Origin of the sequence: Bowmanella denitrificans (assembly GCF_002887595.1) — a bacterium.
Classification (GTDB): Bacteria; Pseudomonadota; Gammaproteobacteria; order Enterobacterales; family Alteromonadaceae; genus Bowmanella; species Bowmanella denitrificans.
Genome location: NZ_PEBU01000001.1, coordinates 524,034 through 540,283, shown reverse-complemented (window position 1 = coordinate 540,283; position 16,250 = coordinate 524,034). Strand labels below are relative to the sequence as shown.

General features: G+C 49.7%; 15 protein-coding genes. 14 read left to right on the top strand and 1 reads right to left on the bottom strand.

Annotated features, from left to right (window positions below; translation table 11 throughout):
* Positions 1–2: 2 nt before the first annotated feature.
* The gene (locus tag CSR04_RS02490; RefSeq protein ID WP_245921303.1) at positions 3–2,513 is read left to right on the top strand and encodes a two-component system response regulator; all 2,511 of its coding nucleotides are present in this window, start codon (positions 3–5) and stop codon (positions 2,511–2,513) included.
* A gap of 87 nt (positions 2,514–2,600) precedes the next feature.
* On the opposite strand, the gene gorA is transcribed toward CSR04_RS02490, so the two are convergent.
* Positions 2,601–3,950: a glutathione-disulfide reductase gene (gene gorA / locus CSR04_RS02485; protein WP_102794637.1), complete on the bottom strand. Its 1,350-nt coding sequence runs from the start codon at positions 3,948–3,950 to the stop codon at positions 2,601–2,603.
* Positions 3,951–4,277: 327 nt separating this feature from the next.
* Between gorA and CSR04_RS24860 the strand changes: the two genes are divergently transcribed.
* The 13 genes from CSR04_RS24860 (at position 4,278) to ubiB (ending at position 16,209) form a co-directional block, all read left to right on the top strand.
* On the top strand, positions 4,278–4,448 hold the full coding sequence (locus CSR04_RS24860) for a hypothetical protein (RefSeq protein ID WP_172449206.1): 171 nt from the start codon (positions 4,278–4,280) through the stop codon (positions 4,446–4,448).
* Between the two features lie 124 nt (positions 4,449–4,572).
* The gene (locus CSR04_RS24855; protein WP_172449205.1) at positions 4,573–4,746 is read left to right on the top strand and encodes a hypothetical protein; all 174 of its coding nucleotides are present in this window, start codon (positions 4,573–4,575) and stop codon (positions 4,744–4,746) included.
* A 52-nt stretch (positions 4,747–4,798) separates the two neighbouring features.
* On the top strand, positions 4,799–5,809 hold the full coding sequence (locus CSR04_RS02480) for an MvdC/MvdD family ATP grasp protein (RefSeq protein WP_102794636.1): 1,011 nt from the start codon (positions 4,799–4,801) through the stop codon (positions 5,807–5,809).
* Positions 5,797–6,687 (top strand): SDH family Clp fold serine proteinase, encoded by an 891-nt coding sequence (locus tag CSR04_RS02475; protein WP_102794635.1) that lies wholly within the window; start codon positions 5,797–5,799, stop codon positions 6,685–6,687. Before CSR04_RS02480 ends, CSR04_RS02475 begins: the two co-directional genes overlap by 13 nt.
* Positions 6,680–7,210, top strand: coding sequence for a MauE/DoxX family redox-associated membrane protein (locus CSR04_RS02470; RefSeq protein WP_102794634.1), 531 nt, complete (start codon positions 6,680–6,682; stop codon positions 7,208–7,210). The genes CSR04_RS02475 and CSR04_RS02470 overlap by 8 nt, the downstream gene beginning before the upstream one ends.
* Positions 7,210–7,773, top strand: coding sequence for a thioredoxin domain-containing protein (locus CSR04_RS02465; protein WP_102794633.1), 564 nt, complete (start codon positions 7,210–7,212; stop codon positions 7,771–7,773). The genes CSR04_RS02470 and CSR04_RS02465 overlap by 1 nt, the downstream gene beginning before the upstream one ends.
* On the top strand, positions 7,770–9,518 hold the full coding sequence (locus tag CSR04_RS02460) for an ABC transporter ATP-binding protein (RefSeq protein WP_102794632.1): 1,749 nt from the start codon (positions 7,770–7,772) through the stop codon (positions 9,516–9,518). Before CSR04_RS02465 ends, CSR04_RS02460 begins: the two co-directional genes overlap by 4 nt.
* Before the next feature lie 154 nt (positions 9,519–9,672).
* The gene (locus CSR04_RS02455; RefSeq protein ID WP_102794631.1) at positions 9,673–10,131 is read left to right on the top strand and encodes an Hsp20/alpha crystallin family protein; all 459 of its coding nucleotides are present in this window, start codon (positions 9,673–9,675) and stop codon (positions 10,129–10,131) included.
* A 116-nt stretch (positions 10,132–10,247) separates the two neighbouring features.
* Positions 10,248–12,272, top strand: a complete 2,025-nt coding sequence (gene prlC, locus CSR04_RS02450; protein ID WP_102794630.1) for an oligopeptidase A — start codon at positions 10,248–10,250, stop codon at positions 12,270–12,272.
* Between the two features lie 150 nt (positions 12,273–12,422).
* Complete coding sequence (locus tag CSR04_RS02445; protein ID WP_102794629.1) at positions 12,423–13,115, top strand: DNA-3-methyladenine glycosylase I; 693 nt, start codon at positions 12,423–12,425, stop codon at positions 13,113–13,115.
* Between the two features lie 96 nt (positions 13,116–13,211).
* A complete protein-coding gene (gene ubiE, locus CSR04_RS02440) occupies positions 13,212–13,970 on the top strand; it encodes a bifunctional demethylmenaquinone methyltransferase/2-methoxy-6-polyprenyl-1,4-benzoquinol methylase UbiE (protein WP_102794864.1) in 759 nt (252 codons plus the stop codon).
* The gene (locus tag CSR04_RS02435; RefSeq protein ID WP_102794628.1) at positions 13,970–14,584 is read left to right on the top strand and encodes a ubiquinone biosynthesis accessory factor UbiJ; all 615 of its coding nucleotides are present in this window, start codon (positions 13,970–13,972) and stop codon (positions 14,582–14,584) included. The genes ubiE and CSR04_RS02435 overlap by 1 nt, the downstream gene beginning before the upstream one ends.
* Entirely contained in the window at positions 14,584–16,209 is a 1,626-nt protein-coding gene (gene ubiB, locus CSR04_RS02430; RefSeq protein WP_102794627.1) for a ubiquinone biosynthesis regulatory protein kinase UbiB, read from the top strand. Before CSR04_RS02435 ends, ubiB begins: the two co-directional genes overlap by 1 nt.
* The last annotated feature ends 41 nt before the right edge of the window (positions 16,210–16,250 follow it).

The following is a 16,250-nucleotide window of genomic DNA, read 5'->3' as shown; positions in this document are numbered from 1 at the left end:
TGATGAAAATAGTCGATACTCTGGGAAAGTGCCAGTACGGAGACGGCTTAACTATGTTGTTCATCCCACAAAAGCAAGATCTGCCCATCATTCTAATCGTGGATGATGAAGCAATTAACCGAATCATTCTTTCTGAGGCTGTGCAGGATCTCGGTAAGCTTGTGGAAGCCGAAACCGGCGAGCAGGCTTTGGAGCTGGCAGATAAATTGCGCCCAAAGGTGGTGCTGCTGGATATTGATCTACCCGGCATTGACGGTTTTGAAGTCTGTAGGCGTTTAAAAACCAATCCAAGCACGTCAGAGTGCGCTGTTGTTTTTGTGACATCTCACAGTGAATCCAGCTACGAATACCATTCCCTTAGTCAGGGGGGGATTGATTTTATTGGTAAACCAATAGATTTGGGTCTGTGTCGCCTGCGGGTTAAAAATCAATTAATACTGCAACAGCGCACAGAAGCGTTACAAGTCGCCAAAGATGACCTACATGAACTGGTGACACAAGTACCGGTGTTCATCTCCTGTTGGTCCAAAAAGCTAGAAAACTTGTTTAGTAACGATTTCGGAGGTGACTGGTTTGGTATCAACGCCAAAGCAATGACTGATCAATCTATGCAGCATGTATTCCCAGCAAGTCTCTACAATCAGATTCAGGAAAAAATACAAGAAGGTCTCCCCCTGGGTACGTTCACCGTTTACATGCCAGAGCGGCCTAATGACATTGAGTATGCGCAGGTTTACTTAACCGCCCGTCGGATGCAGGAAGAAGAAATTGGCTATCTGCTGACATTGGTTGATGTCACAAGTGTCAGGCGAGCCAAGCATGATTTAATGCTGGAGAAAGAACGGTTAAAAGTCACTTTAAATTCCATTGGGGATGCCGTTATCGCGACGGATACAGATGGCCGTGTGACGTTTATGAACCCTATTGCTGAAAGAATGACAGGGATGCGCTCCAAAGAAGCCGAAGGTGAGCATATCGAGTCAGTCATGAACCTTTGTGACGCAGATTCTAAAAAGCCCGGGATAAACCCGATCATGCTGGCACTTCAGGAGAAAAGAATTGTTGCCATGGCGCTGAACAGTCAGCTTACCGCTAAATCTGGCGAGGTATACAGAGTTGAAGACTCAGCTGCGCCCATTCGTGATGATGAAGGTAATATTATTGGTGCCATTATTGTGTTTCACGATGTTAGCGAATCCATCGCGATGGCCGTTAAGATGAGTTACCTGGCCAACCATGACCAACTCACGGATTTACCCAATCGCATTTTATTGCATGACAGGCTTGGTCAGGCCTGTAAACAAGCCAATTCGATGGGCAGGCAAGTGGCCGTATTCCTAATCGACGTCGACCATTTTAAATACCTGAATGACTCGCTTGGCCATCATCATGGTGATTTGATCATCAAACAAGTTGCCAAGCGATTGGAATCGTTGGTTGATGTCAGTGCAACACTGGCGCGAATAGGCGGTGATGAATTTGTTTTAGTGGTACCAGGTATTCGAAATTCAGGGATTGTGGATAGTATTGCCACGGCCATTGTTAAGGAAATGGCTGACCCGTTTATTATCGAAGCGCAAGAATATCGATTGTCAGTCAGTGTCGGTATTAGCCTCAATCCAACCGATGCTGATGATGAAGAAAGCTTAATGCGCCATGCTGATGTGGCTATGTATCGTGCTAAGCAAGAAGGACGAAATCGTTATTGTTACTTCTCGGAAGAGCTAGAAGCAAAACTATTACAGCGCCATAACGTAGAGTTAATCCTCAGGGCTGCAATCTCTAACGATGCGCTTGAGGTACATTATCAGCCTCAGATCGAATTAAACTCTGGGCGAATTATTGGTGCTGAAGCACTTGTCAGACTGCGCGATGACAAAGGTGGCCTGATTTCGCCGATACATTTTATACCATTGGCCGAAGAGACTGGGTTGATTACTCAATTAGGCCTACAGGTGATGCGTAAGGCCTGCATGGCGGCGAGCAACTGGCAACAGCAAGGGTTCGACATCAGAGTGTCCGTCAACATTGCAGCAAAACAATTTGTCGAGTCCAGTTTGAGTGACGATGTCGCCAGGCTTTTGGAAGAGACAAAATTATCAGCCACACAACTCGAACTTGAAGTGACCGAGAGTGCCCTGATGGACAACTTTGAAGAAACGCAGAATATTTTAACCAACTTGGTGGAAATGGGTGTTTCGATTGCAATTGATGACTTTGGTACCGGCTACTCTAGCCTGTCTTACATGAAGGCATTTCCCATTGATGTGTTAAAAATTGACCAGTCTTTTGTTCGTGACATGCTTTTGGATAAGCAAAGTCTGGATATCGTGAAAACCATTGCTTATCTGGCATCGTCATTAGGTCTGACGCTGATTGGTGAAGGTATTGAAGAAGAACAACAAAAGTTGGCACTTATGGATTTAAATTGCGAGCTGGGGCAAGGCTACTTATTCAGCAAACCCTTGCCTCTCGAATCGTTTGATAAGTTACTTTTAGCAGGGCAAGTGTGAACAATTATGGAGTGTTTATGGGCAAACATCGGTGTTTACCCTGCCTGCCCTATGTAAAGTATTCAAAGCGCCGGTAATTGATTTGTTTTAGCGCATCGTCACGTATTCTTCGGCACTGGTGGGGTGAATGGCGACGCAGGCATCAAAATCGGCTTTGGTCGCGCCCATTTTTATGGCCACGGCAAATCCCTGCAGAATTTCATCCATGCCTAAACCTATACCGTGCAAACCTACCACTTTTTCCTCTGGGCCCGCGCAAATCAGCTTCATCCGGGTAATCTGCCGATGGCGTGTAACGGCAGTGTACATAGCGCCAAAACTGGAGTTGTAGACTTTGATGTTGTCTTGTCCATACTGCTCAGCCGCCTGGGGTTCTGTCAGACCGATGGTGCCGATGGTGGGATGGCTGAATACCACAGTCGGCACCAGGTTATAGTCCATATGGGCCTGGCTCTGGCCATTAAACAGCCGCTCTGACAGCAGGCGACCGGCCTTGACCGCCACAGGGGTCAGTTCAACTTGCCCGGTGTTGTCACCAAGCGCATAAATACCTGGGGTGCTGGTGTTCTGGAATTTATCCACTTGGATGTAGCCAATGGCATCAGTGGCTACCCCGACTTTGTCCAGATTGAGCTTATCGGTGGCAGGCTTGCGGCCAATTGCCCAAATCAGGCAGTCCACCAGTAAACTCTGACCATTTTTAAAGGTGACATCCAATGCGCCATCGCCGCGCTTATCCACCCGCTGTACATCACTGTGGGTATGTAACTTAGGGCCATGCTGCGCCATCAGTTCTACCAGAGTATCGCTGAGCATAGGATCAAAACTGCGTAGTGGCTTTTCTTTACGTACCGCCAGATGGGTTTGGGTGCCCAGGCTATGTAATACACCGGCCAGTTCAACGGCGATGTAACCGGCACCTACCACTAATGCTCGTTTGGGCTGCTGGCGCAGGGCAAAGAAGCCATCCGAATCTATGCCATGCTCAGCACCCGGTACATCCGGCCAGCTAGGTCTGCCGCCAGTGGCAATCAGAATATGTTTGGCGCGATAGTGTTGGCCATTAACCTCAATGGTATTGCTATCCTCAAAACGGGCAAAACCCTGAATACGTTGGATGTTGTTGTTGCCCAGTACCCGATCATATGAACCGTGGATACGCTCAATATAAGCCTCGCGACTGTCCACCAGGGTTTTCCAACTGAAATTGTTCAGGGTCAGGTCAAAGCCATAATCCGGGGCGTAGAGCTTAATGGCCTCGGCCACCTGGGCACCAAACCACATGGCCTTTTTGGGTACACAACCCACATTCACACAAGTACCGCCAATTTTATTCGCTTCGACCAGGGCAACGTTGGCACCGTGGCTGGCTGCGCGGTTGGCCGAGGCGATACCGCCGCTGCCACCGCCTATACAGATATAGTCAAATTCTTGCATCTTGGGTGCTCACTTACTCTTGATACGGTGATTCTGCCAAACTTCATTGGCAATGTCAGAACATTAAGGGACCCGGCTATCTATGTTTGTCTTTCTACTTGGTAAATCTAATTGCGACGGCCCTATAGAAAGCACAGCCACGATTGCAAATTGATACAGTTTCTTCCATGCCAGGCTGGTCAAAGGTTAGCGAACTTTTTTTTCACTAGTTTGATTAAATGTGTGGCGATATTGTTAACAAAATGTTGACTGATAGGGGGGGAGTGATATGTTGGATTTGAGCGATTTTTGCTCACAAAGAAATAGATATCATCAAGGAGAATTAAGATGAAACAACAATCCCCTACCAAGCCTTTTGCCTTTCAACTGGCAGAAAAAACCAAATCCACCAATCAATGGAAAGTCCGTAAAAACGTTGCCGTAGCTGGTTGCTCGTTACCGGACTATCGTGCAGATCACCCCTGGACCGGTCGTCGTGATGCCGGTATGTGGTGCTAACCCCCCTTAGATCTGTCAAAGACTAAGGTAACAACTGTTCCAGACTATTTTCGCCCAGGTGTGTAAGGCCTGTTTGGCTTGTCGGACGATTGTGTCTGGAAATTTTTATTTCAAGGAGATAGACATGAATAAACAATCAGATAATAAAATTTTTGCCTTTAAAGTTGCTTCACAATCTGCGCCTGCCAAGCAGTCCTGGCAAGTCAGAAGCAAAGTATCAACTGCAGGTTGTTCAGGCCGCTTTACTCGTGCTGACAATATCTACACTGGTGCCCGTGATGCGGGCATTTATTGCTAGGTAGGCCTTCAACCCTGTCCCGGTCTAGGACCGGGACTTTCTAAGTTATTCTATGCAAAAAAAAATCCTGATTATTACCAACAGCCATGATTTGCATGCAGATCTGTTGGACAGCAAATTACAGCGCAAAGGTCATCAGCCTTTCAGGGTGAATCTGGATCATTTCCCCTGCGATTACCATATTCAACACACGTTCAGTCGTGGACAAGTCCGGGGTGAACTCACCCACCTGCCTTCATTAGCTAGCCTGAAACTAGAGGAGGTGGCAGCAGTGTGGCTGCGTAAGCCAGCCGATTACCGCTATTTCAGCGATGATTTGAGCGCTCAGGAACGTGCCTTTGCCAAGCTGGAAACCGATCAAGCCATGTTTGGCTGGCTTTATTGCCTGGACTGTTACTGGATAAGTCATCCCCTGAGTTTACGTGGGGCAATGTGGAAAACCGAGCAACTTAATCGTGCCCAAGCCCTTGGTTTCTGTATTCCTGACTCGCTAGTGACAAATTACCCGGATGACGTGAAAAGCTTTGCTGACCAGCTCCACAGCCCAATGATATTCAAAACCCTATCCTCGCCAGATCTCGGCGCAGATCAGGTCAATGACAGCGACGTGCACACGCCAGGCGGGCTTGCCACTACGTTGGTGAGTGAAGAAATGCTCGATTGTTTGGATGCGGTGCGCGAAGTGCCTTGCCATTTTCAGCGTTACATTGATAAAGAGTATGAGCTCCGAGTCACCATTATTGGCCAACATGTCTTTGCCGCGAAAATCCATTCACAGGATGATGAAAGAACGAAGGTAGACAGCCGGGATATGTCGGCAGAAATCTTATATGAAGCCACCCAGTTGCCTGCGGATGTTGAGAAACGTTGCCTGGCTCTGGTAAAAAGCTATGGCCTGAACTTTAGTGCGCTGGATATCGTTGTAACTCAGCAGGGGGAATATGTTTTTCTTGAGAACAACCCCAACGGCCAGTTTCTCTATGTAGAACAGTTAATCCCTGAATTTACCATGCTGGATTGCCTGGCTGACACTCTGATACAGGAAGTAAAATGTCGCAGTTAGAAACGACGTCGTTTTTCTCGTTAGTTCGTGCGGTTGAAGAACAGCGAAACAGCAAAGTCCTGGTGCTGGCTGCCTCCCATCTGGAAATGGAGTTGTTACCCCAGTTGTACGACCAACTGCAAAGCATGGGCCCATGCGAGCGTTTGGACGTATTAGTTCACGCCCGGGGGGGCGAAGTGAATGCAACCAGGCGTATTGCCTTATTGTTGCGTCAGCACTGCGATAAGCTGGGTTTTATCGTGCCTTATGTGTGTCAATCTGCCGCGACTTTGCTATGCCTTGTTGGCGATGAAATTCTTGCTGGTCCGTTAGCCATGTTTTCCCCTATTGACCCTCACTTGCATGGTGGCACAGAAACGGAACAAGAAGTTGCCATGTCCAGTGAAGACGTTCGTTTGTTTGGCGCAATGTGTCAGGAGTGGTTTGGTGTTGAAGCCGAACAGGCCAGGCAAGAATCCTTGCAACTGCTTTGTCAGAGCATTTTCCCGCCCAGTCTTACTGCTTTCTATCGTACGACCCTTGAAATCAAACAAATAGCCATGGAATTGCTTGCCTATCAATTACCCCATTTAGAGGATGCAACACGGGCTCAACTGATTGAAGAATTGGTCAGTGGCTATCATTCACATGGCTATGCCCTGAGTGGTCAGGAAATGCAGAGAATGGGGCTGAACTGTGTAACCCATCAAGATGTACAAGCCTTAGCCTGGCAGGTTTCTCGTCAATTACAGGCAACCGTAGGAGGCGCGCAACGCAATTCTGCGGATGAGCCATGGTGTGATGCCCTATTGGCCAGCAATAAAAGTGTACTGGTTCGTCAGCGCAACCATGCCATGTTAGCAGGATGTTGGCACAGCTTGGTGGACTGTCATGATTGACGCTGTATATATTAGTGAGCTGATCCGCTGCATGATTGGATTGCTGTTTTTACAGGCCGCCTGGAGTAAAAGCCGGGATATGTCAGCCTTTCGTGGCAATCTGCACGAAACCTTTGCTGTACCTGTGCCGTTGGCCAACTGGTTGGGACCCGCGCTGGCGTTAATTGAGGGGGCGGTGGCGATAACGATGCTCAGCAATTGGTTGGGGTACTGGAGTATGCTGTGTGCATCGCTGATGCTCACATTTTTTACCCTAAGACTAGCCTGGCCATACCTGCAGGGAGACCTGATCCGTTGTCATTGTTTTGGTTCGTCACAAAGACCCGTTTCTGCCTTCGATTTGCTAAGAAATCTGTTGCTGATTGGCCTGACAGTCACTTACTTACTCAATCCTGTTCCACCGTCTTTGCTACTTTCCGAACTCCTTCTTCTGGCAGCCCTGGCATTGGCATTGAACCCGTTGTTAATGCATTTTCATGAGTTAATGGAAATATTAAGGGATACGACAGGAGTCAAACATTAATGGAGCAATCGTTACTTTATCTTTGCCTGTTGCTGTTGGCATTGGGATTAGCACTCAATCTGAAACTGACATTCTATTTGTATTATCGTATCCATAATCCTCCGCCTCCTGTTGCGTTGACGCAAGTGCCACCAGGAGAGCGGCTGGTGCTGCCAAAAGCCAGGCAATGGCTGAGTGGTTGCAAAGTAGAGCTTGAGGCAGATCAGCAGGCCAGGGTTTTACTTTTTTTATCCAGTCGTTGTGACAAATGCAGAGAGAAGTTACCACAGCTGTCAACTTTGCCACCATTGGCCGAACAGGCCGGTGTCAGGCTCTGGCTGCTCAGCACCGAGCCGGACAAGCGTTTGCGGCGTTTTTTAACTGACAGTCCGTTGATTGATCACCTGTTAAAACTGGACAAGAAAGCTTATCAATCTTTGAATCCCTCCTGGTCCAGTCCCTTTTATCTGTTTATTGATCATGCCGGATATCTGCAGGCGGCGGGTACCATTGGCGATGAAGACTGGCAGTCCTTTATGCAGCAAATGGATGAGGTTAGCAGTGAAATGGAGGTCGCGTCTTGAGCAACTCGCACTTAAAACGCCTGTTTTTGTTAAAAGGCCTGGCGTCCAGACTGGCTCTTGGCTTGGTTGCAATGCTGACTACCATTGCCATCCAGCTTTATTATCCCAAAGCGTTATCGCACTTTATTGACAACATTGATGCGGCAATGGCGAGCGGCTGGCTGTCAGACTATGCAGTTGTGATGCTTGTGTTGTTGACCTTACAGGCGGGTGCCGCTGCGTTACGATACTATTTGTTTGAGTCTGCCGGCTTACTCGTTGTGGCTAAAGTGCGAACTTTGCTGCACCAGTCTCTGCTCTGCCAGCCTATCGCCTTTTTTGATCAGCATAATGTCGGTGAGATGACCAACAGATTGAATGCTGATACGGAAGTTTTGCATGACACCCTGACCATGGGACTGGCCATTTCACTGCGCTCCCTATGCATCTGTATTGGTGGCTTGATTATGCTGCTGAGCATTTCACCGATGCTATGTTTGGGATTATTGTTTTTTATTCCAACCAGTATGTTTCTGGGGCGGTGGCTGGGCCAGCGCATTCGCCTTCGATCTCAGGCCATACAAGACTGTCAGGCTGAATGTGGCAGAGTGGCTCATGAAAATTTTGCTAATGCCAGGCTGGTACATGCGTTTAACCAATGGTCGCTGGCACAGCAGCATTATCAGCAGGCAACAGACAAGGCCTTGCACAGCTCGTTGTCATGCACAGGTTTCCTTGCAATGTTTAATGGTCTGGCATCTTTTCTGATGTTTATGGCACTGCTGTTTACATTGTGGCTTGGCGGCAGCCTTATTAGCCAGGGAATGTTGACGGTGGGAGAACTTACCAGCTTTGTTATTTATGCCGCCATGGTCGCTTCTTCTGCAGAAGCGGTAAGTGGTTTCTGGAGCGATTGGATGCGAACGCTGGGGGCAACCGACAGAATTTTCAGCATTATTGATGACAGTTCTGTGCCCGCTAAAGTTAGCCAGACCCCGTTGTGTTTACAGGGGCATATCGTTATTGAACACCTGAGTTTCAGTTACCCACAACGCCCGCAAAACCTGGCGTTAAGTAATTTTAATCTGACTATTCAACCCGGCGAGAAAATTGCCCTGGTTGGGCCTTCCGGTGCGGGCAAGTCCACCTTGGCAAATTTGTTGCTGGGATTTTACCAACCAAATAGTGGCCGGATTTTGCTGGATGGGCAGCCACTCGCTGCGCTAAATCTTGCAGATGTGCGCAGTCAAATGGCGATAGTAGAACAGGAGCCCTCCCTGTTCTGGGGCAGTTTGTACGACAATATTGCGTTTGCGGTACCTGGTGGTCGGCCCAGTCAGGCGGAGGTTGAAGCAGCAGCCAGGCAAGCCAATGCCCATGACTTTATTCTCAACTTCCCGGATGGTTACCACACCATGGTGGGAGACCGGGGGGTGCAACTTTCCGGTGGGCAGAAACAACGTATTGCCATTGCTCGAGCACTGTTGCGTAACCCAAGGATCCTGATCCTGGATGAAGCGACCAGTGCGTTGGATGGTGATAGCGAAAAGCTGGTTCAGGATGCATTGGACCGGTTAATGGCGGGACGTACCACCATAATGATTGCTCATCGTCTGTCTACAATAGTTAAAGCAAACCGGGTGGTGGTTATAGATCGGGGCGAACTGGTGGAATATGGCAGTCACCGAGAGCTTAGCCAAAAAGCAGATACCCTGTATCGACGTTTAATGCATTCACAGAAATTGGAGTGCGATGCTCCCGCCTGACCTTCTTGTTAAGCCAACTTTTGCCTGAGCCAAACCTGTATTTGTGTATTGCTGTGATTAATTGATCCAGCACAAATTTTGTGCAAATCGGCCTTGAAGCAGGATAGACGCGCCACTATTTTCTAACTGCATTGGTAAATTACAGGAGGTCATCATGAGTATTTTTCCTAGTCTGTTCGGCCACCACAAACCAGAGGCCGTAACATCTTTACGCAGTCGCCTGGACAATGTCTTCGACGACTTTTTTAAAGACTGGCCCGAGGCTGGTGCGGCCAAGTGGTTGCGACCGGCTGTTGATGTCGCAGAAACCAAAGAAGGATTGGAAATCAAAGTGGATCTTCCGGATATGAACCGGGAAGACATTCAACTTGAACTGCACGGCGATCAACTGCTGATTCAGGGCCAGAGAGAGTTTAAAAAAGAACAGAAGGAAGACAAAGGTTATCACCTTATGGAGCGCAGTTACGGTTCCTTCCGGCGTGTGATCCCGTTGCCTTTTAGTTTAAGTGATAACAGTGATGTCAAAGCCAGCTATGAAAAAGGCGTGCTGACCGTGATGCTGCCAAAGCCGGTAGGTGAGCAGGTCAATAGCAAGCGCATCGAAATCAAATAGCCCTGCGGGGTAAGCTGCAAAGCAGGCGTCGATGGCGCCTGTTTTTTTCTCACGGCACTTGAGATCCGTGCGCCGGGCCCAATCTTGTCTGTATCTTTGCAGACAGGATTTACCATATGAGCGCAGCCCTTCTTCCGCAGTTTTCTGCCATCCAGCCAAAAGACATTCAGCCACAGGTTGAACAGGCCATTGCCCATTGCAAGGCCGAAATTGAACGTCTGGTTAAGCAGGACCATTTCAGTTGGGACAATCTGGTCGCCCCGCTGGATGAGGCCGATGACAGGCTCAACCGTTACTGGTCGCCGGTTTCTCATATGAATTCTGTGGTCAGTAATGATGCATTGCGCGAAGCTCATGATGCCTGTCTGCCATTGTTATCGGATTACGGTACTTGGGTAGGCCAGCATGAGGGCCTATACCGGGCCTACAAGGCCATTCGTGAAGGCGCTGAGTATCCCAAACTGACAGAAGCGCAGCGCAAAGTAATAGATAACGCCCTGCGGGATTTCGAACTATCCGGTATTGCCCTGGCGGATGATAAGAAAAAGCGCTTTGCCGAGATTCAAAGCCGCTTGTCAGATTTATCCAGCAAGTTCAGCAATAACCTGATGGATGCCACTCTGGGCTGGACCAAACATATTGAGGATCAGCAAGAACTGGCCGGTTTACCCGAGTCCGCTCTGGAAGCCGCAGCCCAGGCTGCCCGGCAAAAAGACTTGCAGGGCTGGTTATTTACCCTGGATATTCCCAGCTACTTGCCAGTCATGATGTATGCCGACAATCGCGAGTTACGCGAAGAAATGTACAAGGCCTACAGTACCCGCGCTTCGGATCAGGGCCCCAATGCGGGTAAATGGGACAATAGCGCGATTATGGAAGAAACTCTGGCGCTACGTCAGGAACTGGCGCAGCTACTAGGTTTTGACACTTATGCCCAGCGTTCACTGGCCACCAAAATGGCGGAGTCCACTGAACAGGTGATTGTCTTTTTAGACGATCTGGCCAAACGCTCCAAACCTCAGGCTCAAGCTGACTTGGCCGAATTACGTGAGTTTGCTAAAGACGCATACGGGGTCGATCATCTGCAAGCCTGGGACCTGGCCTATTACAGCGAAAAGCTCAAAGAGGACAGGTATGCGATTTCCGATGAACAGTTGCGCCCTTACTTCCCCGAGCACAAGGTGGTCAGCGGATTGTTTGAGGTGGTTAAACGTTTGTATGGTTTGCGTATCGAGCCGCGGGATGGCGTAGATGTCTGGCATAAAGACGTACGTTTCTTCGATATTTTCGACAAGAATAATGAACTGCGTGGCAGCTTCTATCTGGATCTGTATGCCCGCGCCCACAAGCGCGGTGGTGCCTGGATGGACGTCTGTCTGGACAGACGTTTGCTGGATGGCGGCGAGGTGCAAAATCCGGTGGCCTACCTGACTTGTAACTTCAACGGCCCGGTCGGCGATAAACCCGCTCTGTTTACCCATGATGAAGTGGTGACCTTATTCCACGAATTCGGCCATGGTATTCATCATATGCTGACCAAAGTGGCAGCCAGCGGCGTTGCCGGTATTAATGGTGTGCCCTGGGATGCGGTGGAACTGCCCAGCCAGTTTCTGGAAAACTGGTGCTGGGAAGAACAAGCCCTGAGCTTTATTTCCGGCCATTACCAGACCGGTGAGCCGCTGCCCAAGGCATTGCTGGATAAGATGCTGGCGGCCCGCAACTTCCAGTCCGCCATGCAGATGGTCAGACAACTGGAATTCAGTCTGTTCGACTTCCATTTGCATCAGGATTATCAGGCCGGTCAATCCGGTCAGGTACAGCAAGTGCTGGATAAAGTGCGCCAGCAGGTGTCGGTGGTGATCCCCCCAAGTTTTAATCGCTTCCAGCATAGTTTTGGGCATATCTTTGCCGGCGGCTATGCGGCAGGCTACTACAGCTACAAGTGGGCCGAAGTATTGTCGGCCGATGCCTTCTCGCGTTTTGAAGAGGAAGGTATTTTTAATCCGCGCACCGGCGAAGACTTCCTTACCCATATTCTGGAAATGGGCGGCAGCAAGGAGCCGATGGAACTGTTTGTGGCGTTCCGTGGCAGGGAGCCGCAGGTGGATGCTTTGCTGCGCCATAGCGGTATTGGTGGTTAACAAGTCTCAAGCAGTCAGACGTCAGACAATGTATGTTGTCTGCCAAATTAAAAAATGCTGTAGCAGACTTATTGCCGTGTCCTTTGCTGGCTATTCTACTTTGTGGCTTAGCCAGAATGCGGCAATCAACTAACACAACAGGCAGTCCTGATGGAATATGAAACTTTCGAGGCGCTTTATCAGCGTGCTTGCGAGCGCAAAGGCGGTGAGCAAGCCCTTGAGGCTATGCTGGGTAAACCTAAGTCTGCTGACGAACTTAAGGCAATCGGAGATGATCGCTTCTTAGCCGAGTTCAGCAAAAAGATCTTTCAGTCCGGTTTTGTCTGGCGGGTGGTGGAACAGAAGTGGCCAGCCTTTGAAGAATGCTTCTTCGGTTTTGATATCGACAAAGTGCTGCTGATGCCAGATGAAATGTTGGAACGCAAAGCTGCCAACCCCGACATTATCCGTAACTTCAATAAAGTGAAAACCATCCGGGATAATGCCCTGATGATAGATACCGTGCGCAAGCAACATGGCAGCTTCGGTCATTTTATTGCCGGCTGGCCGGGCAATAACATTATCGGTTTATGGGAATACCTAAAAAAGCATGGTGCCCGTTTGGGTGGCAATACCGGCCCTTATGCCCTGCGCTTTGTGGGGAAAGACACCTTCCTGCTGAGCCAGGACGTGGAAAGCTATCTGCGCGCCCACAAGATTATTGAAGGTGGTCTCACCAGTAAACGTAACTTGCAAGCCATTCAACAGTACTTTAACCAACTGGCGGCACAAAGTGGTCGTTCATTGCAGGAACTCAGCCGCATTATTGCCTTTAGCGTTGGCGACAACATTACCCAGCAATAACGTCGCTAAATGCCATGCCTGGGGCGGGGGATTCTGGTATTCTTGGCCCATTCGAGTACACTGGCGCGGCAATTTGCCCAGCCCACAGGACAGCGCATGAATCAGCAACCCGAATCCAATCAAACCCACTTCGGTTATAAGACGGTAGACAAGGACAGTAAGGCCTCTATGGTGGCGGGTGTGTTCCATTCGGTGGCGGCCAAATACGATCTGATGAATGACCTGCTGTCCATGGGTATTCACCGTATCTGGAAGCGCTTCACTATTGATTGCAGTGGCGTTCGCGCTGGTCACAGGGTGCTGGATTTGGCCGGTGGTACCGGCGACCTGGCGGCGAAGTTTTCCCGTCTGGTGGGGGAAAAAGGCCAGGTGGTGTTGGCCGATATTAACGACTCAATGCTTAAAGTGGGCCGCGACAAGCTGCGGGATAAAGGCATTGTCGGCAATGTAGAGTATGTGCAGGCCAATGCAGAATGCCTGCCCTTTCCCGACAATCATTTTGACCTGATTACCATTGCTTTTGGCCTGCGCAATGTGACCGACAAAGATAAAGCCCTGGCGTCTATGTTCCGCGTATTAAAGCCGGGCGGTCGTTTGCTGGTGCTGGAATTTTCCAAGCCAGAGATTGAAGCACTCAGTAAAGCCTATGATCTCTACTCCTTCCACGTGTTACCAAAAGTGGGGCAACTGGTGGTGGGTGATGCCGAAAGTTATCAGTATCTGGCAGAGTCTATCCGCATGCACCCGGATCAGGACACCCTGAAAGGCATGATGGAGACAGTGGGCTTTGAGCAGGTGACATACCATAACCTGACCGGTGGCATTGTTGCCCTGCACCGCGGATTTAAATTCTGATGCCAGCGCCGCAATTACTGGCCGGTGCCCTGGAGCTGGCCCTGAACAAGGTGCTGTCGCTGGATAACGCCAGTCAGCAGCGTTTAGCGCCGCTGTGTGGTAAGCGTATGCGCGTTAAACTCAAAGAACTGCCCTGGCCACTGACCTTTGTGTTTTCTTCGCAAATTGACTTGCTGATGGACGACGAGCAGCCGGTGGATTGTGCCATGGAGCTGTCATTAACCCATCTGCAGGAAATGCAGGACCCGGCCAACATCAGTGCCTTGATTCAGGATAAAAAACTCAGCCTCAATGGTGATATGCATACGGCACAAAGCTTCGCCGCCCTGCTCAAAGAACTGGATATTGACTGGGAAGAGCAGTTATCACGTTATACCGGTGACGTCTTTGCGCATCAGTCGGTACAACTGGCCAAAAGTCTGCATCAACGAGCCAAAGGCCATTTGCAGCAATTAGGGCAAATCATTAAAGACGGTGCATTGCATGAGAAACAACTGGCTGCGCACCCGTTGGCGGTGGAAGATTTCAGTCGTGATGTTAACAAACTGCGTGCCGATACCGCCCGATTCGAAGCCAGGCTCAGTCAGTTGGAACAATTAAAGGCCAGCCGATAGTGCGTTTGACCCGTCTTTACACTATTCAGAAAACTTTATTGCAACACGGCCTGGATGAACTGATTCCGGCTAAGTGGCTGCCTTGGTACGCCCGTGTGGCCAGAAGCAGCGCCTTCTGGTTGAGTAACAAGTACCCGGATAGAAACCGCGGCGAACGTATTCGCCTGGCCTTGCAATCCTTAGGGCCGGTGTTTATTAAGTTTGGTCAGATGCTGTCGACCCGCCGCGATTTACTGCCGCCGGATATCGCCGACGAGTTGACCTTGTTACAGGACAAGGTGCCGCCCTTCGATAGCGAACAGGCCCAGCATACCATCCGCAAGGCTTTGGGGCTGAACAGTCTGGATGAATTGTTCGACCAATTTGATGCCAAGCCGCTGGCGTCGGCGTCCATCGCTCAGGTGCATACCGCCCTGCTCAAACCTAATGGTGAAAGGGTAGTGGTCAAGGTGATCCGTCCGGATATCGAAGATACCATTCAGGCCGATATTGAGCTGATGCACACCCTGGCCCTGGCGGTGCAGAAGTGGCTACCCGACGGCAAGCGGCTGCGCCCGGTGGAAGTGGTCAGGGAATATGAACGCACTATTCTGGATGAACTTGACCTGCTGCTGGAGGCATCCAACGGGATTCAATTAAGGCGTAACTTCGAAGATTCTGACTCTTTATACATTCCACATATTTATAGTGACTACTGTCGTAAAAATGTGATGGTGATGGAGCGTATTCAGGGTATACCAGTGGCAGATGTAGATGCACTGATGGCCCAGGGCACCAATATGCAGAAATTGGCGGAACGGGGAGTAGAGGTGTTTTTTACCCAGGTGTTCCGGGACAGTTTCTTCCATGCCGACATGCACCCTGGCAATATTTTTGTCAGTACCGAAAATCCCCATGATCCCAAATATATCGGTATCGACTTTGGCATAGTCGGTACCCTGAACCGCGAAGATAAACGCTACCTGGCCGAGAATTTTGTGGCCTTCTTCAATCGCGACTACCGCAAAGTAGCCGAGTTGCATGTGGATTCAGGCTGGGTACCGGCTGACACCAATATTGATGAGTTTGAAGTGGCGGTTCGCACCGTATGCGAACCTATCTTCCAGAAGCCATTGGCGGAGATCAGTTTCGGTATCGTGTTGTTGCAGCTGTTTAATACCGCGCGGCGCTTTAACATGCAGGTACAACCGCAGTTGGTGCTGTTACAAAAAACCTTGCTGTATATCGAAGGCCTGGGTCGCCAGCTGTATCCACAACTGGATTTGTGGAAAACCGCCAAGCCGTTTCTGGAGAACTGGATGAAAGAGCAGATTGGCTTGAAAGCCATGCTTGGCAAAGTGAAGGCCAATCTGCCTTACTGGTCGGAAAAAATGCCCGAAGTACCGGATTTGTTGTTCGATGCCCTTAAGCAGGTGAAACAATTACCGCAGCAACAACAACAGTGGCTGGAGGCGTTACAACAGCAACAGCATCTGCAGCACCGCAGCCGTCGTTATCAGACCCTGGGGGCAACTTTGGTGGTGGTGGCGGTGTTATTGCCCTTGTATCCCATCAGCCTCGCTTATGCCGCTGCTGTCGGCGTGGCAGGTGGTTTGTGCTGGTTGCGTTCCTGGCTAATCCGCTAGAGCGGAATTAAGTGGTCAGTAATCAGTCGGCAGTTAGCTGA